Source organism: Paenibacillus sp. FSL H8-0034 (assembly GCF_038000305.1).
Classification (GTDB): domain Bacteria; phylum Bacillota; class Bacilli; order Paenibacillales; family NBRC-103111; genus Paenibacillus_S.
The window spans coordinates 1,526,976-1,547,674 of the sequence record NZ_JBBOBS010000001.1 but is presented as its reverse complement, the minus strand read 5'-3'; the positions used below and the strand labels follow the sequence as shown (position 1 = coordinate 1,547,674).

The window sequence follows — 20,699 nt, the reverse complement described above, 5'->3', positions numbered from 1 at the left end:
CTTAACCCAAGGTGCTCGGCCAAAATACAATCGAATTTCGATCCCGCTCCGCTCCTCGTTTCAGCAATAATTGACCTTCGGGTGAATCGACCGCCTGTTGTCCGTTCCACGAATCGATGACGATTTTGCGGGATTTGCCATAATCCAGCATCTGGCGAAATATCGGCAGCAGCAGCTCCGGATTTTGATTGTAATCGTCCCTCAGAAATACGATCTTGCGTCCGTAATTTTCCAGCCAGCACACCCACATGCCCCGGTGATACACAAGGAAATTACCTTGCTTGCGAGTAAAATGAATCCCACCTACCTCTGGCCAAGGTACAACGGTTCCGAACACATCGGCAGGGTCTGCCGCATGGATCGCTACAGCACGATCCGTATCCTCCATTGTGGACTGGGCCTCGTCTTGCTGGCGGAGCATGCCAATGACATCACGCTCCATAAATTGCATCGACTGCACGCCCTGAACGAACAGCCCGCGCGTAAGCGTCCCAAGCTCCTCCAGGCGCTTGAGCACCTTTAGCATGTTGTCCCATAAAAAGGGTGCATACTGGGAGACGACCTCCTTGGTGATGATCCCGTGATTCTGCAGCAGGTGCCGAACCCAGGCTAACGCGGATTCCTCAAGAGGTATAGCAGCACTCGCCAGCGATTCAACGGGATACCAGCGTCCAAGACCCGAGCCCATCTTGGGATTCAGCTTGCCTTTGGCCGCGCTATAATTACGCAGTGGAGACCATTGATCGTTTGAGATATGACCTTCCCAGACAAGATCAAACAGCTGGGCTAGAAGCACGGAAGGAACCAGCCCTGTTTCGGTGGAGAGTCGGGTTAAGAAGCTTGCTCCTCGGGTACGAAGCAGGGCCAGCAGCTCGGGATGTGCTGTTTCCGTTGTAGTTGGCACAAACGGACTATAGAGTGAAGCCGAATCTGCGAGAAAAAAGGCGATCTTGCCTTCCTTTTCGTTAGCCTCCTTACGGCCCATCCATATCACCTCACCTGAAGCACACAACAGATCCAGATCCGCCTTCTGGTACCCGGCTACCCTGGACGGGAATATCAGCTGCTCCCATTGGGAATAAGGCAGAAAAATCCCTTGCAGCAAGGTCACCGCATGACGCAAGCTATCGACACCTTTCATTTGCTGTCCCGGCAGCAGGTGATGCCGCTGCAGCAGCATAAGTCCAAGTCGAGCTGGTGCCACAGGCTCACCCGCATTACGGAAGTGCTGTAAGGACAAACGTGTGATACGGTCGCAAACCTTGCTGCCCGACCACTGGATTTCATCAGCTTCGTAAGCCAGATCAGCTTTGCTAAAAGGAGTACGCTCGATACGCCGCTCCTGCTCCCATTTCCTCATGAGCTGCTCAGTTTGCACAGCGCTCAGCAAATATCTGCGTCCCAGCTCTGCTTCCGAGAACGACAGACGACCATCGATATAGCGACCCAGCACGAATGTAACCGAAGCTGGATCATGTGGAAACAGCTCGTAGGTGTCCTTTTCATCACGGCAGATCCATCGTGGCTCACCGCCTACCTGCAAGCGGATAACGACACCCTGCGTCTCCAACTGTCGGGTCCACGTTTCGACTTGCTCTCCGTAAGCTTCCTCCAGCTCGGCATTACTTAAATCGCCTCGCCTTTTCAGCAGTGCAGCCAATTCATCAGGACTTTGCGGCTCACCCAGCAGACGCTGCCGTTCCGCAGCCACTACCTCCGGCTCATAAACAACGCCTACCGCAGCCGTTCCGAATACCGCGCCTGCCATCTCACGGTTAATGTTCATGACCTGCATTTGCAGCTCGCTGCTGAGCGCATCCGACTCATAAATTTGAGTGTTCACATAGTCCCACATAAATTGATTAGCCCAAGGCGAGGGGAAACGACTTTCCGTGATCTTGACCTCTATCGCTCCTGACTTCAGGCCACCCAGTACATATTTGAGACCGTCTGCATCCAGATGCTCCTCGAAGCATTCCGTGATAGCCGCCTCGAAGAAGGGAAACTGTTCGGCATAGGGCAGCACTTCCTTAAGCAGCTCCTCGCTGCGCAGGCGCTTTTGCCACATCGGTGTCCGCGTAAATTGCCGTGACAGCAGCAGGCCCACTTCAGCCATCCGGCGAAAGGTAATTGCGAACATCGGTGAACGCCCCATTGCCTCCATCAGAATCGGATCGACCGCTGACACCGCAGCCCGCCAAATCGATGACAGCCAATCCGGGTCCCATTCCTTGAAAATCATCTCGATCCCATTATCCTTAGCCCCCATATAAGGGGATTGCTGCAGCTTACGCTCAATCTCATGCTCCAGTACGATCTGCCACGTCCGGTTCAGCCTGCGTCCCCACACATTATGGAGAATGACATGGGTTTGGTTCATGGCATCCTGATAATGCTCGATCACAATAGAGCGGTGCGTCGGAACTGCGCTTGCCGCCTGCTGCTTTCTGATCAGCTGAATCAGACTATCCGACGCAAGCGCATCAAAGCCATACATCTGCTCCAGCCAATCGACAGTTTCCACATCCGCATGACGATCTTCCAATCGTGCACAAATTTCAGCCAAAAAAACACCTACCCGCTCTCCGAGCCCAAACGATCTACCGAGCCCCTCGCTGCGCCAAAAAGGGATTTCGCTAATCCGGTTAGCTGTTTCACTGACCAATATACGATCATTGCGGATTTCCCGGATCGTCCACGACTGCGCTCCCAGCTGGAACAGCTCGCCAACCTTGCTCTCATGCACATATTCCTCATCCAGCTCACCCAGCTGGATCTGGCTCTCCATATGGTAAACCGGATAATTGGCGCTCCCCGGTATCGTGCCGGTTCCCATAATGGCTGCCATCCGGCTGCTGCTTCTGCTGCTCAGCCTGTCCGTGTCCAAATCCCAATCGATCAGAGGGCGAACAAAGGGATAATAACCGGATAGCACACGCAGCAGCGCTACCAGTCTGTCGCGTGTCAGCGTGTGATAGCAATCACTGCCGCGCACGAGCTGGAACAGTTGATCGACTGTCCATTCATCCGCGGCAATCATCGCAACAATCTGCTGATTCAGAACATCGATTCGGTTGCGCCGAATGACGATGGGCTCTATTTCCCTTTCCCGAATCATCCTGCTGAGCACAGCCACCTCGGGAAGCGTGCTGCGCTGACGGACGATAATGACACCGCGGCTAACCTCTCCAACACCATGTCCAGCACGACCGATTCGCTGTATACCCGTCGCGGCTGCAAGCGGAGAGTCGATCTGAATGACCACATCGATCTGACCCACGTCGATTCCAAGCTCCAGCGAAGAGGTGGCGATCAAGCATTTAAGCTCGCCCGCTTTCAGGCGTCGTTCGACCTCCAGCCTCTGCTCACGCGAGATGCTTCCATGGTGCGAGCTGGCGAAATCGCCGCCGCAATAATCGTTCAATTGCTGGGCCAGCCGCTCACACAGCCTACGGTTGTTGACAAAGATCAACGTTGAGCGGCAGCCTTCCATCTCCTTAAGGATGCGGTCCATAATCGCAAACCAGACTATCTCTTTATTTTGAGCTGAGTCATGATCGAGTACCGCCACACGAAGCTCAAATTTTTTATCGATGCTGCTTTCTACAATGTTCACAGGTCGGGTCGAATCCTCTGCCCAACCGCCAAGAAAAGCAGCCACCCGTTCCAACGGCTTTTGCGTAGCGGACACACCAATACGAAGAAACGACTTCCCGCACAGCGCCTCCAGCCGTTCCAGCGAAAGCGATAGGTGAGCCCCTCGTTTATCCCCTGCGATGTAATGAATTTCATCAACAATAACGTGCTCTACCGAGCGCAGAATTTCCCGGGCCTTGAGCGAGGTCAGCATCAAATACAAAGTTTCCGGTGTTGTCACAAGTATATCCGGAGGCTTCCGCAGTATGGAGGCACGTACCTTTTGCGGTGTATCTCCTGTACGAACGGCAGCTTTAAGTCCAAGCCAGCTAAGCTCTGTCTGTTCGGCAAGCTTATCCAATTCCGTGGCAAAAGAAACCACGTGATGGTGAATATCATTATTCAGTGCTTTGAGTGGTGTAATATAGAGCAGCTTGACCCCAGGCCGCTGATCGCCTTCTGGATTCAGCTTGGACTGAATAATCCGGTTTAATCCCGGCAGCATGGCGGCTAATGTTTTACCTGAACCCGTCGGAGCAGCAATCAGCGTATGGCGATTGGCTTCAATCGATGCCCATGCCTGCATCTGCACATCCGTAGGCTCATTGAAGCTTTCCTTGAACCAGGCAGCCAGAACTGGATGTACCCGCTGCAAATAAGGATCTGTTCCCATCTATATAGAATCCTCCTTATATGGATCGGATTAATTGTATCAAGCGTCTCAAATCATCATTACCATTTCTAATCATCGTTACCATTATTATATACTTATAACGACAAACAACAAAAAACGGTCACCTGTAAGTCGCGGCGCCGTTTCTTTTGTAATCTCAAAACATCCTCTAAACCCAGCTAGCTTTCCTATTCCAACTACAGTACCGTATACCCGCCGTCCACCACGAATACCCCACCGGTTGCATAAGCGGAAGCCTCGGAAGCCAGATATACGACAATTCCACCCAAATCCTCTGGAATTCCCGGTCTGCCAAGCGGAGTCCGTTCCATCCACAGCTTCGTCATATCCCCGCCGTTATCAAAGAAAGGCTGTGTCAGCTCTGTTTTCATATACCCGGGAGCAATCGTGTTCACCCGGACGGAATGGACTGCCCACTCGGCAGCCAAGCTTTTCGTTAATGAAATGACAGCGGCCTTGGAGGCATTATAAGAGCTTTGGCATTGAGGCGTATTTACGATAATTCCGGACATCGATGAAATGTTCACGATGGAACCTTTGCGCTGCTGAATCATTACGTTCCCTACCGCTTGTGCCATCAGAAAAACACCATGAAGATTCACATTAATCACATCGGACCAATCCTTAAAGGACATTTCCTCCGCCTTGGCGTTACGCACGATACCCGCATTATTCACCAGCACATCAATTTTACCGAAGGAAGCGAGCGTCTCTTCAACAATACGCTCAACATCCTCACTCTTGGTAACATCCGCCTGGATCGCCAGTACCCGGACCCCTTTTTCCGTGCGCAGTGCCTCAGCCGTTTGCTCGGCCCGCTGCTGATCCAAATCAGCCAAGACGATATGTGATCCCATATCTGCAAGTGCCTCGGCCATCGCTTTTCCAAGTCCTGTAGCCCCTCCTGTAACGATTGAACAATAATCCTTCATCGCAAACTTTTCCCAAATATTCATATGTACGCTCCTCATCCTACTGTTCTGCTAGCCTACTTATACTATTGAATATTTATGGAAAATAATCAAGCAGCTATTAGATTAGACAATACCTTTCGTCATAACCCAGCATCAGGTTCATATTTTGAATAGCTGCTCCTGACGCCCCTTTGCCTAAATTGTCATATCTCGATAACAGATGGATGTGATCCCCTTCACCAAATACAAAGATTTCAATCCTATTCGTATTGCTGCACTCCGCCAGCTTAAAGTAACCCTCATCCAGATAAGCATCGGATTCATAAGGCATCACACGCACAAACGGTTCGGATTCATAATAGGCTGACAACAGCTCATGAACGTTCCTAGCGGACATTGGTTTAGTCAGATTACGTTTGATTAAGGGAACAGACATGGCCAGCCCTTGATAGAAATTGGCAATAATAGGTGTAAAAAGCGGCTCGTACTGGAGGCTGGTGTACTTTTGCATCTCCGGGATATGCTTATGTGTTTGCTGCAGAGCATAATGTCTGGGTACGCTCAGCTTCCTCTCATTCACGATGGAGGCATTCTCGTACATCTCGATCACACTTTTCCCTCCGCCGCTGTAGCCTGTTACCGAATAGCAGCTAATGGGGTAATCTCTGGGCACGACACCAGCGTCAATAAGCGGCCTCAGACTAAGGATAAAACCTGTAGCATGGCATCCGGGCACTGACACTCGCATTGCGCTGCAAATCGCTTCTCTTTGGCTGCTTGTTAATTCAGGTAAACCATATACCCAATCGGGGTCAGTCCTGAAGGTAGTGCTCGCATTGATGATCTTGGTCTTGCTGTTGGTAATAAGTGAAACCGACTCCTTGGCTGCAGCGTCAGGAAGGCATAGAAAAACAATATCAGCAGCATTCAGCAGCTCACTGCGAGCTTGCGGATCTTTTCGTTTCAGAGGGTCAATGGCTAACAACTGGATTCCTGTTATTTTGGATAAATACTCGAATATTTTTATACCCGTCGTTCCCTCTTGACCATCGACAAACACGGTATTGTCCATATCTGAACACCTCAATTTCGCAGATTGATATTAATAATTATACATTTTATTGCATTTATATTCAATTCTATTTAAAATTTATAAAGCATCGGTGTTGGTAAGGTTTTGTGTTATAATGTCGAATATCAAACTTTGGAGGATTCATAGCATGAAAATATATGTGATTCTCTCCTTTAATGGAGAGTCTATGGACAATGTGTATGTAGGTACAGACGAGGAAAAAGCGCTAGCTTTCAAGCCAGAGGACTTCGAAGACTGCGATGCGCTTTTCGTGGAAATTTGGGAGGACGGGGAAAAAACCGACGATTACCGTTTGCAGTAAACAGATAGATGCAACCTTCAGTGGATATCGTCCGTCTAATTTGAAAGCAGCCTAAACAGCGGCAGCAATGAACAGAATGAGATCCATGAAGGAGATAACACCATGAAACCACAGATTAAAGCTTTGGCTTACTCCATGATGCTCGCAGGTGTACTCACACTCGCAGCCTGTAATTCAGATAGCAAAACCGCGGCACCTGCTGCGCCTGATCCTGCAGCTGCTGCACCTGCTGCGCCAACGAATAACACAGCTCCGGGTCCTACACCTGCTGCACCGACGAATAACACGACTCCAAGCCCTGCACCGACAGCAGCCTCCCCAACAACTGCACCTGCACCCTCTTCGGCACCGACAGCGGCGGCAGGATCTGAAGACACCAGTAAGCAGCTTAAAGAGCTGCTTGAGCAAGCCAAGCAAGGCAAGATTCCTGGTATTAAATATGCTGCACATACCGCATTGATAGATGAGGTAGAAAAGGATTGGGGTAAAGCCGATAAACAGGATTCAGCGGGCAAAGGCTTTGTGTACGCTACCTATAGTAAAAAGAATGCCGTGCTCGGCTTTAACAAAGGCATGCTTATATTCGATGTTCGTTCCAATGATCCTTCTCTGCACAAGCTTACGCTTCAACAGATTGAGCAAGCATTGGGCAAACCCGCCGACATCAAGTTGAACGGTGACGATACGATCTACATCTTCAAAGCAAATGATCAATTTCAGCTCAAATTCATCATCCCTAAATCAACCGGAAAAGTGGACCATATATCCGTATTTTCTCCTCAGGATTCCGTCAATTTTATGGCGGAATAAAAGATATTCTGTCCTTACCGGACATATAAAAGCAGCAGGTCCAGGAAAATCCTGAGACCTGCTGCTTTTGTATGCTCAATCCTTAACCGAATCAGCTGCCTGTCTTCAAGCTGCTGCCTGTTGTAATCGCCTGATCCTGAAAATTCTCAACCGATGCCTTCTTCTCATAAAAGTGAGTGGCATTCGCCTGAATCCCTTCACGGGTATAGAAAGGATCGTCCGCGCCAATTGGGAAGGTTACCTTTTCACCTGTGCTTGAAGATTTGTAAATGCCCAGAATCAGCTCCAGCGTGCTGCGGCCGCTAATCCCATCGATAAGCAAGGGAGCACCGGTTTCGATGGCTTGCAGCACATTATCAATTTGACCCTGATGGCCTTCATACGCTACCTCTGGCAGCTCCTCATACAGCTTGACGATTTCCTGCTCCAATTCAATATTCGGTTCAGGAAACCCATTGGCCTTCGAGCTCGACGCCTTCAGCTTCCATGGCGCCGAGACGCGCGCCTGCTTGCCTTGGAAAATAAGCTGCTGCTCCTCGCCGTGGTGGACGACGGAGCTTGTAATTTGCGCCAAGGCACCGGACGGTAAACGCAACATCGCGATCGACAGATCCTCAACCTCAGCATTGTCATGCGACGTATTGCTCATGAATGCCTGAAGCTCGCTCGGACGTCCCATCATCCACAGGAACGCATCGATATGATGCACGGCATGATTAAGCGTGCATCCCCCGCCTTCCTTCTCCCAGGTACCACGCCACCACAAATCATAATAGCAATGTCCGCGCCACCAGAAGGAATCGACCTGAGCATGGACTATCGGGCCCATCAGTCCGCTCTCCAGAACCGATTTCAGCTTCATCATTGGTGTTTTAAAACGGTTTTGAGCGACGACCGACAGGATCTTGCCGCTCTTGCGGGCGGCTTCATTCATTTCATCACATTCCTGCAGCGAGGATGCCATCGGCTTTTCAACCAATACATGCTTGCCAGCCTGCAAAAAATCCACCGTAATCGGCGCATGCGTGTAGGGAGGTGTACACACGGATATGAGATCAATGTCCAGCCCCAGCAGCTCTTTATAGTCGGAAACGGCCTTGGCCGCGGTCAATTGGAATTGATCGATACGCGACTGCGCCTTGTCCACATAAATATCGCAAATCGCCACAATTTCACAGCGCTCCGAAAATTTCAAATAAGCTTGGATATGAGACGGGCTTATCGCTCCCGCTCCGATAATCGCTACCTTCAACATCGCTGAATCCCTCCAGATTAAGATACTTCATGCTTTTTCATATCTTCATCATAATCGAATCCGGGCTTATTTTATGCAGCGATGTTGTGATAAAATGTTCATATCTTGCTATTATTAAACGAAGCGTGGTGAACCCAAAGGATGAGCATCGTCTCCGATCCGTTCCAATTTGACTATCGGCGAACGTCAACGCTAAATTTTAAAGAAGTCTTCCATGCCCACCCCGAGATGGAGTTCACCTATGTGCATACAGGAAGAGGTAATTTAATTATTGAGGGCAGAACCTATTCCATCGAGCCCAACACCTTAATGGTTTTCCAGCCCTTTCAGCTGCATCGCGTGCAAATACAGGTCACTTCCGATTCACCCTTCATCAGAACCGTCATCCAGTTCGACCCTGCTCTGCTGAAGCCCTATTGGGCCAGCTTTCCTGTCATTGAACGGTTTTTCCTTGATTTGCAGCAGCAAGCTAATGGTAAACCGGTGCACAGCATTCGGGAATCTGAGCCGATTATTACTCATTTGGGGACATTTAACGAGGCACGATCGAAAATGAACGCCCATGAAATCAAGGAGGAATTCCATTTTTTCCTGCTTGGCTTTCTTCGTCAATTAAAGACATTAGGGTACAAGCCCGAGGACAATTCCTCCTTACCTGCGAGAAGGCATCATCATCGGGCTGAAGAGGTTATGCAGTGGATCGAGGAGCACTATCATGAGCCTTTTCGGTTGGAGCAGTTGGCTGAGGAGCTGCATCTCTCCCATTACCATATCGCCCACTTATTCAAGCAGGCCACAGGAACAACCATTGTCGCTTACACGCAGGCAACAAGAATCCGGCACGCCTGCGTGTATCTGATTACAACGTCTTTAACCATTCCAGAGATCGGGGTCCGAGTCGGAATACCCAATCCTTCTTACTTTTGCCGTGTATTTCACCATACGATGGGCAGCACGCCGCACCAATACAGGCTGCATATCCACAAAAGAACCTGACCCATCAGGATATTGACATTGGCGGGATGCTGCCTACATGCTTACCACGGTAATTCTTTACCGGTATCCGCTTCTACATAAATCGGCTGCTCACGCTGGATATCCTTTAGCGCTTCAATCCGGTTCCAGATATGTACGGCTGCTTCCTCCGGCGTATGTCTCCCTTTGTCGCTCCAGGCACCATGCATGAAGGTTTTCACCCAGCCTGGATGCAGCAACAGAACACGCCCGCCTTGCTTGCGAATGGTGTTATGAATTAGGGATGAGCCCATATTCAATGCCGTCTTGGCCATGCAGTAGCCAAACCAGGCTTCGCGTTGATTGTTCCCGATGCTGCCTGCCTCCGAGGAAATATTGACGATCAGCTTGCCGCCCTTCATGATCGGTCCGATTAAAGCGTTCGACAAGCGAATGGCGCCAACTGCCGTAATATTGTACACACGCTGGACTTCATCGAAGTCAATAGTGTCCTCCACCGTAGCCTGCGTATCACCGAGTATCGCCGCATTATTGATCAGCAGATCGAGCTTGTCGGTCTTACTCTCAATGAATGCAGCGGCTTCCCTTACGCTCTGGTCACTGCCCACATCCAACGTAATGATGTGCAGCTGCTCTGGAAACTGTACCTGAAGCTGCTTCAACCATTCATTGTCAGGTACGATGCCTCCAGCGAATACTGTATAGCCGGCGATCAGCAATTGATGGGTTAATGCCAGTCCAATCCCTCTATCGGTACCCGATATGCAAACCGTCTTGGTGCTCGTCATGATTGCTGCTCCTTTTCGGTTACCCAGACAACGGACCGCCTCAGCATTTCCCTTACCTCAGGCACAAGATAAGCGTTCCGATCATGTCCCAGCAACGTTTGATATACTTTTGAATTGCGATATTCGCTTACCCAGGCAAGCGGTTCTTCCTGACCCGTAATCTTCGAATGTGCAGCATACAACGGATGGATATCCACGTCACCCTCTTGATCAAAATATAATTCATCCGTAATGGTAAAAGACGCAATCCCCTCTGTAATCGGATGGGTATTGTCCGTTATAAACACTTCAAACTCGCCATATTTGTCATGCCTGCTCTTGCCATGATGGTTCCATGCCCGGGGCACGATGCGATGATATTCCGGCCAATCCGACGGACCCGCCTCCGGCAGGGAAAAATGAAATGCGCCGTTGGCAAAATGCAGAATGATAATCCCGCCGCCTCGTTCGCCAAATTCAATGACATTAGCCTTGGCCTGCTCGCTCAGCTCGGTCGGGTCTTGCCAATTGCAGTAATTGAAAGCAATCACATCAAAAGCAAGCAAGCTTTCCTCGGCCAAACTTTCGATATCATAAGAAACCGTTACGTTAATCGTTCCCTTTTCCTCCAGCGCTTCCTTGATGAGTGGCGTTGTTTCCTCCCAATTATGCCATTTGTGCTGGTCATTTCCGGAAATCAGCAGTACGTTAATGTGTTTACTTGTCATTGTTCTCTCTCCTCACACCCAGATATGATCGAACTGATTGCAGCATACAGAGGGGCATCGCTGCCCCTCTCTGTTTCGATCCGATTATTTGCTGATTTTTGCGTATTGTGCGCTGTACTCCTCGATGACCTTGTCACCACCTGCTTTTTTCCATTGCTCAATCGCTTGCTTCCAGCCAGCTTCATCCAGCTTGCCCAATACAAACTTGGTACGGGCATCATCGATGATCGGCTTCAATTCATTGCCCTTGGTCGTTTGTGTATCCGATACAAGCGGATTGGTCGGATTGTTAATTGCGATAGCCTCGTTGTCTGTAATCATTTTACCATATTTCTCCATGAGGGGTGTTTCTTTACCCGTTGTTTTCGCCGAATATTTGGCTACCTGCAATTGAAGCAAGCTGGAGCCGATCTCTGTGTCAAACAGCTTCTGATCCGTGAAGGTTGGCTTATTGTCCTCCATTTTATAGTGTCTTCCCTCGATACCCCATCCGAGTAAATCCAGCATTTTCTGATCAGACAGCTTATCGAAGAATCCCAAAATCTGCTTCAGCTCGGCTTCTGTTTTTACGCTGGATTTAGGGAACATAAATACGCTGTTGTAGCCTTGTCCGGCTGGTGTTCTTTCACCCAGTGGCCCTTTAATCCGGCTGACCACATCCACATCGGCCCCAGGGAACGACTTGGTCAGGGATGCTTGATAGTTCGGCGCATCCAGCATGCTGGAGATGACCGCCCCTGCCTTGCCCTGATTGATATCATCCTTCTTCTGCTGATTGTTCAGTACAGGGAAATCCTGCTTGATCAGCTTCTCGTCATATAGCTTTTTGTAAAATTTCATCGCTTCAAAATAAGCAGGCGACATGAAATCCGGGCTCAGCTTGCCGTCCTTGGCTTCCCATCCGTTGGGTGCGCCCATATATGAGGCGACTACCCCGAAGCCATCCATCGTTTTCTCATCGGTCAGCCCTACAGTATCTGCTTTCCCATTTTTGTCAGGATCGTTAAGTGTAAAGGCTTTCAGCACATTGTATAATTCGTCAATCGTTTTGGGCTCGCTCAATCCGACGTTTTTCAACCAGTCACTGCGGAAAATAACCCCGTTTGGCGCCAGGTCACGAGCCCTGAATACGCCGTAAACCTTGCCGTCCACACTGATGTTATCGAACACAGACTTATTCATTTTGGATAAGTTTGGGTAATCCTTCAGGTACGGCCCTACCTCCCAGAAGACGCCCGAACGGACGGCAGCCAGGATGTTGGAATCCTTATTATTTTGAACGAGCAGTGCCTTGGGCAGCTCACCGGAAGCAATCGTGACATTAACCTTTTCTTTATAAGAGGAATTCGGCACCCAGGAAATATCCAGCTTGGTGTTGGTATATTCCTCGATTTTCTTTTGCGCCTCGCTGTCGGCTTTGGGCGGCTCGGAATACATGAGCGTCATGACGCTGAGCTTCAGCGGTCCTTTGTTTTCTACGGCCGCATTATTGCTGGCGGGACTGGCCGCAGGAGCCTTGCCGCTGTCACTGCCGCAGCCTGCAAGCATGGCCGCAGTTCCTACCATAATACCCATTGTGGCGATGCCTGCTTTGTTTATACCGTTACGTCTTTTCATTGTGAATGTGCCTCCCCTAATCTAATTGTATGTGAACGTATCCCGAACAGCAATCGTCCGAACCCGTTTCAACCTTTTACGGAACCAAGCAGTACCCCTTTGGCAAAATGCTTCTGTAAAAAAGGATACACGAGCAAAATCGGTACGGTTGAGATGACAATAACGGCCATCTTGATAATTTGCGGCGGCAGCGCCACAAAGTTCTGGTCAAACTGGGTCGAGTCGCCAATCCCGCCCTGGGACAAGATCACAATTTGCCGCAGCCATACCTGAATAGGCCACATTTTCGAATCGTTAATGTACAGAATCGCACTAAAAAAGGTATTCCAATGGCCTACCGCATAAAATAAGGCAAATGTCGCCAGCACCGGCGCTGACAACGGAAGCACAATACGCACCAATATACCCGGATCGCTGCAGCCGTCAATCTTCGCCGCCTCCTCCAGACCGTCCGGCAGCTGCCGAAAAAAACTGACGATCACGATTAGATTGAAGGCACTGATCGCATTCGGAATCAGCAAAGCCCAATAGCTATTCAATAATCCCATCGCTTTCACTACGATAAAGGTAGGTAAAATACCGCCATTAAACAGCATGGTGAACACAATCAGCATCATGAACAGCTTTCTCCCGTCAAAATCCTGTCTGGATAACGGATAAGCCAGCAGCGAGGTGAAGATCAGATTGATCAGTGTACCCGCTACGGTAATGCCTATGGTCACGAACAGACTGCGAACAATCGTATCCGTCGAGAAAATGTAACGGTATCCCTCCAGCGAAAAGGTCGTCGGAAAGAGGATAAAGCCACGACGAAGCACCTCTTCCGGCTCTGCAAAGGAAACCGACACAATGTAAATAAACGGGATTATCGTGATTAAAGCGAATACGAATAAAAAAGTATAATTAAAGCCGTCAAATATACGGCTGCCCAAGCCTTTATTAACCATCCTGCACCGTCCCTTTCTTAATACAGGCCGCTTTCACCGAATTTTTTGGCCATTCGATTTGCGCCCACTACAAGCACCAGCCCGATCAGCGATTTGAACAAACCGACTGTTGTGCTGTAGCTGAATTGTCCCTGCTGAATCCCGACATTATAGACATACGTATCGAATACTTCGCCAACCTCGCGGTTCATCGAATTGAGCATCAGGAAGATTTGTTCAAATCCGGTATCCAGGAAAGATCCGAGTCGCAGAATGAACAGAATAACAATAACGCCGCGGATCGCTGGAAGTGTAATATGCCACAGCCGTCTGAACCGTCCGGCCCCATCAATCGTTGCCGCCTCATACAGCTGAGGATCAACCCCTGCCAATGCTGCCAGGAAAATAATCGTTCCCCAGCCGGTTTCCTTCCACACAACCTGAGATACGATCATCGTTCGGAACCAATCACTGGAAATTAGAAAATCGATTTTGGGAAATCCTAGAGCTGCCAGCATGTCATTGACAATTCCGCCCTCGGTTGTGAAGAAGATATAAGAGATCCCGACAACCACGACCCACGATACAAAATGCGGAATGTACACAATGGTTTGAATCGTACGCTTGAACGCTTCCATGCGAATTTCATTCAATAATAATGCCAGTACAATCGGCAGTGGAAAAAAGAACACCAAATTGTAAATTGCCAAGATCAGCGTGTTCTGGAACAGCATACCGAAGGAAGCATCAAAGAAAAAACGTTCAAAATGCTTGAGTCCGACCCAATTGCTATTCATCATGCCAAGAGCCGGCTGATAGTCCTGAAAGGCAATGAGCAACCCCCACATCGGAAAATAGCGAAAAATAATAAAGAAGAGCATACCCGGGAGTGCCATCAGATACAGCCACCTGTTTTTCATCAGACGTTGTAATCTTCGGCGGGCTTTGCTCCGGTTGGCCGTTTGTGCCGGCACAGAAGTTAGTTCCACCAATCATCGTCCTCCTTCATTCCTGTTGATAGCGTCAGCATACCAAGGACTCCGAATTGCGCTCAATAATCAACAGCGCTCCAATTGCTTTTTCTCAGTAATATCAAGGGTTTAGCCGTGATTTAACATGGATAATAATCACTTGCGTCCCTTATCCGTAATCATTGAAAGCAGGCGCGCAGACCCAACATCATCGTGCACGAAATGTCGGATGAAGGTTTTCAATTCCTGTTATTGTATAAATCAAGGAGGTCAACTACATGGATTTGCTTAAGAACATGAATAAAGCGATAACGTACATGGAGGAAAATCTTACGAGTGAGATTGATTTTAAAGAAGCAGCAAGACGGGCTTACTGCTCCGAATACCATTTTAAAAGGATGTTTTCGTTTCTATCAGGCATCACGTTATCGGAATACATCCGACGCAGACGCCTTACTCTGGCAGCATTTGAGTTGAAGGACAGCAGTATAAAGGTCATTGACATCGCGATCAAATACGGTTACGGCTCTCCCGATTCGTTTGCAAGAGCTTTTCACCATATGCATGGTGTTACACCGTCGGAAGCCAGAAATAATGGCCATTCTCTGAAAGCCTACCCGCCAATGACCTTCCAGCTAACCATTAAAGGGGGAATTGAAATGAATTATCGAATTGAGGATAAAGAAGCATTTCGCATTGTTGGTATTAAGAAAAGAGTTCCTATCATTTTCAACGGGGTTAATCCGGAGATTGCCTCTATGTGGAAAAGCTTAGATGCTGAAACGATCCAGAACCTTAAAGGCCTTTCCAATGTCGAGCCTATTGGACTGCTTAGTGCATCAACAAACTTTTCAGAAGGCAGGATGGAGGAAAAAGGGGAGCTTGATCATTATATTGGTGCAGCAACAACCAAGGCGTGTCCGGATAATCTCACACAGCTCGAGGTCCCTGCCTCAGCATGGGCTGTATTTGAAGCCATCGGGCCCTTTCCTGATACGCTGCAGAATGTGTGGGGACGTATTTATTCCGAATGGTTCCCATCCTCCAGCTATGAACAAATAGAAGGTCCGGAAATGCTGTGGAATGCAGACAAGGATGTAACCTCACCCACTTTTAAAAGTGAAATATGGATACCGATTATGAAAAAGAAATGAATCCAACGGAGAAAGTAACAGTTGTGCGGCAGGCGGACCACTCTGGATTTAATGGAACCAGAGATCATCCTGCCGCATCTGATAATCGGTCCTTGGAGACTAGCGCCGACCTACAATAGATCCAGAAGCGCCAAAGCTTCTTCATGATCAGGGTCCAAGGCTGTAGCTCTATAGGCATAGTTTCTTGCAGCAGCTTCTTTGCCGACCTCATAATAGCAAAGCGCCATCGTATATAGGATATGAGAATCTGCATCCTCTACATAACATGACCGTTCAAAGAAGACCAGCGCATCCTCGAACAAATCCATGTGAACCAGCAGCCGCCCGCAAGCTAAAGCTAAATCCGGTTTCTCTTCCATAGGGTAGTAGCTCTTCCACATCGTATGCAGTCCATGACAAATATCTTTCATTGCTTGCTCGCTGCATGTGGGCAGCAGCTCCGCGATGCGCTCAGCGCTATGAAGGAACAACTGAGCATCGTAGCCACTTAATCTCCAGAAGGCATGCAGCTGCGGCTGCTCCATGACAGACGTTTGCTCCTCAAACCAGGCTTTGAGACTAAAAAAATCATCCGGGCCAAAGCGATCTACAAACCGCCGATAAGCGAGACGGGTATGGGCATAATGGATCGGTTCCTGAAGCATAAGGATGCAGCCCACATTTAAATTGTTATATTGATGCGTCGTGAATAAGGTCAATGCACCCTTGTGCTCACAAACATATTGAATAGCATGGTAGTTGGCCTCCAAAGAGAAGCTCCCATGATGAATCAGCTTGGGAGCTTCAGCAAATTCCCAGCTTTCCAATCGATGATCTCCCTTATCCGCGGTGAGCAGACAAAAACCTGCTTGTGACAATCGCCCAAGACGTTCCAAACAGGTCAGTCCCACTACCGGAAGCAGAACGTGCGAATCCTCCAGCTTGTCCGTGTACAGCTCGATAAGGCTGAGGTAAGGGTACGATTCCTGTTCATATTCAGCCGCTCTGCGATAATGGTATTCAGGGATGATGGTCTCCAGCACATCCGACGGAGTCTGCTTGGTGGCTTCATCCGGGACATGCAGCGAAACGTCGCATTCAAATATGCGGCCCTCATCCACATACAGCAGTTCCTGCGGGATACTGTCAAAAAAATAATTCGCGATAATCAGCAGCGGCTGCTCCAATTCAGCAGGTCCAATACGCTCGCCCGATTGCGTCAAATGCAGCTCTGTGCCCGACACCGCATCAAATTGTGCAAAATCCAAAATCCCTTGCTCGACATAAGGAAGCAAGCTCTCGTGCTGCTGCCAATACGAAATATTGCGAATAGCTAAGTCCGTCATCACATAGCGAAAAGGAGGCAGCGGGAGGCCCGCATAATCCTTAAGCTCGCATAACTCCTTAAGAACCTGACAGGCTAATCGGCCCGAGCCTGCTCCAAGCTCCACAATCGTAACGGGTGCGGATGTAAGACCTAATCTGGCTCTATCCTGAAGAAACCCGAAGATGATTTCCGCATACGCAGTTGCAATCATCGGATTACTCGTAATGTACTGCGGAACTTCTTCACTCTGCCAGGCACGAATTCCTTGTTCCTCATAATAAGCTCGCTGCAGCTCCCAAATAGGTGCTTCACTGAAACGATATGTAGACGGTTCGTTATGGTTCATACTGGATAACCTGCTTTGCTTAATGGATTTAAACGCAGCATAAAGGAGCTCCGGGTATACATAACCTGGCTCCTCTACGATGCCTTTACAGCTCACTCATTTTCTGTTCCCGATATTGTCCCGGCGTCATTCCTTCCAGCTTACGGAACTGCCGGATGAAGTTTTGTGCATTCGTATATTGCAGCCGCTCAGCGACTTCCGTAATTTTCATATCGGTTCCACTCAGCCAGCTCTTGGCCATATCATGCCGATACCCAGCCAAATAGTCGCTGTAATTCATTCCGGTTTCCTTACGGAACATCCGGCGAATGTAGTGGGTGCTGTAATTCAGACGCAGCGCACACTGCTCCAGCGTCAGATCGCTGTCATAATGCTCCTGTACCAGATCCATTACCGAGCGGGAAATGCTTTTGCCTGATGATTCATGCCGCTTGCGGGTCAGCTCCATCATAGGATAAATAATCTGGGTCTTGAACCAGTCTTCTATTTCCTGCGGTGTCCTCAGACTGAACAGCTGCTCGTACTCATTGCGGTGATCCTGAGAGAACAGCTCTCCGGTATCCCCCATATCGTAGAGCATTCGGGCAAGATCAGTCAGCAGCATCGCGAACGACATCCGGTACAAGTGAGGATCGGTTTCGACCCGAAGCACATCCTGTATGAACTGCTGGAGAAGCTCTCCGGCCTTGTCCTTATCGAGAAAGGAGATCGCTTGCGTAAGCTCGGATACCAAATGATGCGGATAATAGTGACGTGACTCCTGCTGCGGCTTCAGATCATCCAGATACAAAATCGCCTTTTCTCCAAGACGAATCCGGTATTGAAGAGCTTCCTTCGCTTCCAGAAACGCTTGCGATGTTGTGTAGAGCAACTCATACGGCCTGCTGATCCCGATACTGACCTTCAGCTCCAAATATTCAGCAGCCGCCCGTTGAACCGACTCGGCCAGACTGCCCAGCTCACTTAACAGCTCGCTCTGATTGTCGGCATCACTACCAACAAGTGTCACCTGATAATTGCCAATCGGCATCGCATGAATTCGCTGCGGCGGCGGAATCAGCTCGGACGCCATATTATTAATGGCAAACAGGAGCAAATCCTGTTCATTCGCATTATAGCGGGTTTGCGCAAGTGTATCGATCTGCAGAACCAGCACCGCATAACGGCGCCAGACCGGGAATTGAAACTCGGCTGCTTTATCCTCCAGCTCGCTGCGATACAGCTCGCCCTGAAACATTTTCAGCATAAAGTAATCGATCAGCTGTGCGGATTGGATCTTCATTTGCCCTTCCAGCTGTTCATTAGACTGATGCAAGGATGCAAACTGCGTACCAATCCATTGCAATTCATCCTTAACCGCAGCGCCTCCACTCGTAGGCTTGCTGTGACGCATCGTAAATTCCATCAGACTGCGCACTGGAAAATACATGCGTCTGGAGCCCCAATAAGACAGCAGTCCTGTAAAAAGCAGCAGTAGCACAACAGCTGTCAACGTTGCCCAACCGATCGAAGCGGACTCCTTCTTCGCCTCCTCCAAAGGAATGATCGACACATACGTCCAGTTATTATAGCGAGACTGGTTATAAATAACACTGTACGAAGCTCCCTGCGAGGTGCTGTTAATATAGCCATGTGTCTGATCCGTGTTTTTGAGCTCCTGCAGCCAAGGCTCGGATGCAACGCTTTGGCCGATCCTCTGCACATTGCTGTGAATTATAATATTCATTTTATCGTCCAGAATCATCGTTTCCCGAGTTGAAAAGCCCTGCGTGAGCAGCTTGGCAAGCTCCGTATTGGATACGCGGACGGACAAATAACCCTTTGGCTCCGCAGCCGTGGCAGGAATAGCCTTTACCAGCTTCAAGCCGGCAAAGGCTGGACTCTGCTCCGGCATCCAACGGGAATTATTGGCAGCATTCAAAGAAACAGGTATCCTCGCTGTATCCGTTCCAAAGTAAAAGCCGCTATCCTTGATGTACCAGCCGTTCTGAAGACTATGCAGTTCAATGTCTTTAACACCAAGCTCATAGGTTTGAACACTAAGAAGCCCTTTCACGAGCAAATCGACATCCTGAAAGTCCTCAATCTCCATATGCCTCGATACGGAATTGACAACCAAAGGCGATTCAGCGAAACGGCCTGATACTTGCTCAATAACTTTGAGGATTTGCTCGACGCGGCTTTGCGACTGCTGCAGGATGAACACGTTGGCTTCGTTAACTTTAGTTTGAACCGTGGAAGTCGATTGGAAGAATGAATAGATACCGAGAAATAGGAGCGGAATGGTGCTGATCAAGGTAGTAAATGTCATAAGCTTGATAAAAAAAGAATAACGCGAGGGCATACTGCTTCCTCCATACTGCATGTATAATGGTTCTCATTGTATCATATACTTGCGCTTTTGAGGACAAATCTTGGCGAAGAACCTTCACTTCGCCAGACTGTCCTACAAGCCCCATCAATTGGACAATATCTTCGTTGAGCCGTCCTTATAGCCAACAACAACCGAGCTTGCCATTTGGACAAATAGTCCATGCTCCACAACGCCCGGTATCGAATGAATTTGGGCTCCCAGCTCTTGCGGCAGCAGGATTTTCTCAAATTTGCAGTCCACAATCCAGTTGCCATTATCGGTTACAAATTTCTTGCCGTTATCCAGACGCAGCTGCGGCTTGCAGTTCAATTCCTGGAGACGGTTGATCGTCAGATTGGAGGCAAATGGCACGATCTCGACAGGCAGCGAAAACCGCCCCAGATGCTCCACCCGCTTCGATTCGTCCACGATGACAATAAACCTTTTGCTATGAAAAGCGATGATTTTTTCCCGCAGCAGCGCACCTCCACCACCCTTGATCAAATTCAGCTGATCGTCAACCTCATCGGCCCCGTCTATGGTCAGATCAATACTTGTGATTTCGGAAAATTCGACCATCGGAATCCCTGCTTGTCTGGCCAGATCCTCTGAGCTTTGTGAGCTTGCCACCGCACGGATTTGCAGTCCATCTTGTACTCGCTGCCCTATCTGTTGAATCGCCCAATAGGCAGTAGATCCGGTTCCGAGTCCTACAATCATTCCCTCTTCAATGAATTGGACAGCCTGCTGAGCGGCAATTTCTTTTGGATTCATAGCTATCACTCCCTGCTATTTGCATGATCGATCACTTTGATTATAAATCAGGAAGGGCTGGAATGGTAATTTCCCTATG

16 protein-coding genes are annotated in these 20,699 nt (G+C 49.0%); 4 read left to right on the top strand and 12 right to left on the bottom strand.

Going from position 1 to position 20,699, the window contains the following annotated elements:
* Window position 1 precedes the first annotated feature (1 nt).
* From NST47_RS07035 to argC, 3 genes are all read right to left on the bottom strand, one after another.
* On the bottom strand, window positions 2–4,309 hold the full coding sequence (locus tag NST47_RS07035; RefSeq protein WP_341154487.1) for a DEAD/DEAH box helicase: 4,308 nt from the start codon (window positions 4,307–4,309) through the stop codon (window positions 2–4).
* 197 nt (window positions 4,310–4,506) lie between these two features.
* Window positions 4,507–5,286, bottom strand: coding sequence for an SDR family NAD(P)-dependent oxidoreductase (locus NST47_RS07030; protein ID WP_341154486.1), 780 nt, complete (start codon window positions 5,284–5,286; stop codon window positions 4,507–4,509).
* A gap of 76 nt (window positions 5,287–5,362) precedes the next feature.
* Window positions 5,363–6,316, bottom strand: a complete 954-nt coding sequence (gene argC, locus NST47_RS07025; protein ID WP_341154485.1) for an N-acetyl-gamma-glutamyl-phosphate reductase — start codon at window positions 6,314–6,316, stop codon at window positions 5,363–5,365.
* Between the two features lie 148 nt (window positions 6,317–6,464).
* Between argC and NST47_RS07020 the strand changes: the two genes are divergently transcribed.
* Both NST47_RS07020 and NST47_RS07015 read left to right on the top strand, forming a co-directional pair.
* A complete protein-coding gene (locus tag NST47_RS07020; protein ID WP_179097622.1) occupies window positions 6,465–6,638 on the top strand; it encodes a hypothetical protein in 174 nt (57 codons plus the stop codon).
* 102 nt (window positions 6,639–6,740) lie between these two features.
* Window positions 6,741–7,448, top strand: a complete 708-nt coding sequence (locus NST47_RS07015; protein WP_341154484.1) for a YjgB family protein — start codon at window positions 6,741–6,743, stop codon at window positions 7,446–7,448.
* A gap of 91 nt (window positions 7,449–7,539) precedes the next feature.
* Here the strand turns inward: NST47_RS07015 and NST47_RS07010 are convergent, their stop codons facing one another.
* Entirely contained in the window at window positions 7,540–8,703 is a 1,164-nt protein-coding gene (locus tag NST47_RS07010; RefSeq protein WP_341154483.1) for a Gfo/Idh/MocA family protein, read from the bottom strand.
* Window positions 8,704–8,844: 141 nt separating this feature from the next.
* Between NST47_RS07010 and NST47_RS07005 the strand changes: the two genes are divergently transcribed.
* A complete protein-coding gene (locus NST47_RS07005; RefSeq protein WP_341154482.1) occupies window positions 8,845–9,699 on the top strand; it encodes an AraC family transcriptional regulator in 855 nt (284 codons plus the stop codon).
* 41 nt (window positions 9,700–9,740) lie between these two features.
* Here the strand turns inward: NST47_RS07005 and NST47_RS07000 are convergent, their stop codons facing one another.
* The 5 genes from NST47_RS07000 to NST47_RS06980 form a co-directional block, all read right to left on the bottom strand.
* Entirely contained in the window at window positions 9,741–10,466 is a 726-nt protein-coding gene (locus NST47_RS07000) for an SDR family NAD(P)-dependent oxidoreductase (RefSeq protein ID WP_341154481.1), read from the bottom strand.
* The gene (locus NST47_RS06995) at window positions 10,463–11,173 is read right to left on the bottom strand and encodes a ThuA domain-containing protein (protein ID WP_341154480.1); all 711 of its coding nucleotides are present in this window, start codon (window positions 11,171–11,173) and stop codon (window positions 10,463–10,465) included. Before NST47_RS06995 ends, NST47_RS07000 begins: the two co-directional genes overlap by 4 nt.
* Window positions 11,174–11,257: 84 nt before the next feature.
* Window positions 11,258–12,790: an extracellular solute-binding protein gene (locus tag NST47_RS06990; RefSeq protein WP_341154479.1), complete on the bottom strand. Its 1,533-nt coding sequence runs from the start codon at window positions 12,788–12,790 to the stop codon at window positions 11,258–11,260.
* Window positions 12,791–12,858: 68 nt separating this feature from the next.
* Window positions 12,859–13,737, bottom strand: coding sequence for a carbohydrate ABC transporter permease (locus tag NST47_RS06985; protein WP_341154478.1), 879 nt, complete (start codon window positions 13,735–13,737; stop codon window positions 12,859–12,861).
* 17 nt (window positions 13,738–13,754) lie between these two features.
* Entirely contained in the window at window positions 13,755–14,636 is an 882-nt protein-coding gene (locus NST47_RS06980; protein ID WP_445667445.1) for an ABC transporter permease, read from the bottom strand.
* 329 nt (window positions 14,637–14,965) lie between these two features.
* Between NST47_RS06980 and NST47_RS06975 the strand changes: the two genes are divergently transcribed.
* Window positions 14,966–15,841 carry an AraC family transcriptional regulator gene (locus NST47_RS06975; RefSeq protein WP_341154477.1) on the top strand — a complete coding sequence of 292 codons (876 nt, stop codon included), beginning with the start codon at window positions 14,966–14,968 and terminating at the stop codon, window positions 15,839–15,841.
* 110 nt (window positions 15,842–15,951) lie between these two features.
* Here the strand turns inward: NST47_RS06975 and NST47_RS06970 are convergent, their stop codons facing one another.
* From NST47_RS06970 to rpiA, 3 genes are all read right to left on the bottom strand, one after another.
* The gene (locus tag NST47_RS06970; RefSeq protein ID WP_341154476.1) at window positions 15,952–17,493 is read right to left on the bottom strand and encodes a tetratricopeptide repeat protein; all 1,542 of its coding nucleotides are present in this window, start codon (window positions 17,491–17,493) and stop codon (window positions 15,952–15,954) included.
* 85 nt (window positions 17,494–17,578) lie between these two features.
* Window positions 17,579–19,837 carry a helix-turn-helix domain-containing protein gene (locus NST47_RS06965; RefSeq protein WP_341154475.1) on the bottom strand — a complete coding sequence of 753 codons (2,259 nt, stop codon included), beginning with the start codon at window positions 19,835–19,837 and terminating at the stop codon, window positions 17,579–17,581.
* Between the two features lie 114 nt (window positions 19,838–19,951).
* On the bottom strand, window positions 19,952–20,620 hold the full coding sequence (gene rpiA, locus NST47_RS06960) for a ribose-5-phosphate isomerase RpiA (protein WP_341154474.1): 669 nt from the start codon (window positions 20,618–20,620) through the stop codon (window positions 19,952–19,954).
* Between the last annotated feature and the right edge of the window lie 79 nt (window positions 20,621–20,699).

What these genes read in the sequence shown, in the direction of transcription:
- NST47_RS07000 (WP_341154481.1), bottom strand. Translation starts at nt 10,466, where the DNA reads ATGACGAGCACCAAGACGGTTTGCATATCGGGTACCGATAGAGGGATT.
- NST47_RS06980 (WP_445667445.1), bottom strand. Translation starts at nt 14,636, where the DNA reads ATGAAAAACAGGTGGCTGTATCTGATGGCACTCCCGGGTATGCTCTTC.
- NST47_RS06965 (WP_341154475.1), bottom strand. Translation starts at nt 19,837, where the DNA reads ATGCCCTCGCGTTATTCTTTTTTTATCAAGCTTATGACATTTACTACC.
- NST47_RS06995 (WP_341154480.1), bottom strand. Translation starts at nt 11,173, where the DNA reads ATGACAAGTAAACACATTAACGTACTGCTGATTTCCGGAAATGACCAG.
- NST47_RS07010 (WP_341154483.1), bottom strand. Translation starts at nt 8,703, where the DNA reads ATGTTGAAGGTAGCGATTATCGGAGCGGGAGCGATAAGCCCGTCTCAT.
- rpiA (WP_341154474.1), bottom strand. Translation starts at nt 20,620, where the DNA reads ATGAATCCAAAAGAAATTGCCGCTCAGCAGGCTGTCCAATTCATTGAA.
- NST47_RS06975 (WP_341154477.1), top strand. Translation starts at nt 14,966, where the DNA reads ATGGATTTGCTTAAGAACATGAATAAAGCGATAACGTACATGGAGGAA.
- NST47_RS07015 (WP_341154484.1), top strand. Translation starts at nt 6,741, where the DNA reads ATGAAACCACAGATTAAAGCTTTGGCTTACTCCATGATGCTCGCAGGT.
- NST47_RS06985 (WP_341154478.1), bottom strand. Translation starts at nt 13,737, where the DNA reads ATGGTTAATAAAGGCTTGGGCAGCCGTATATTTGACGGCTTTAATTAT.
- NST47_RS06990 (WP_341154479.1), bottom strand. Translation starts at nt 12,790, where the DNA reads ATGAAAAGACGTAACGGTATAAACAAAGCAGGCATCGCCACAATGGGT.
- NST47_RS06970 (WP_341154476.1), bottom strand. Translation starts at nt 17,493, where the DNA reads ATGAACCATAACGAACCGTCTACATATCGTTTCAGTGAAGCACCTATT.
- NST47_RS07035 (WP_341154487.1), bottom strand. Translation starts at nt 4,309, where the DNA reads ATGGGAACAGATCCTTATTTGCAGCGGGTACATCCAGTTCTGGCTGCC.
- NST47_RS07005 (WP_341154482.1), top strand. Translation starts at nt 8,845, where the DNA reads ATGAGCATCGTCTCCGATCCGTTCCAATTTGACTATCGGCGAACGTCA.
- NST47_RS07020 (WP_179097622.1), top strand. Translation starts at nt 6,465, where the DNA reads ATGAAAATATATGTGATTCTCTCCTTTAATGGAGAGTCTATGGACAAT.
- argC (WP_341154485.1), bottom strand. Translation starts at nt 6,316, where the DNA reads ATGGACAATACCGTGTTTGTCGATGGTCAAGAGGGAACGACGGGTATA.
- NST47_RS07030 (WP_341154486.1), bottom strand. Translation starts at nt 5,286, where the DNA reads ATGAATATTTGGGAAAAGTTTGCGATGAAGGATTATTGTTCAATCGTT.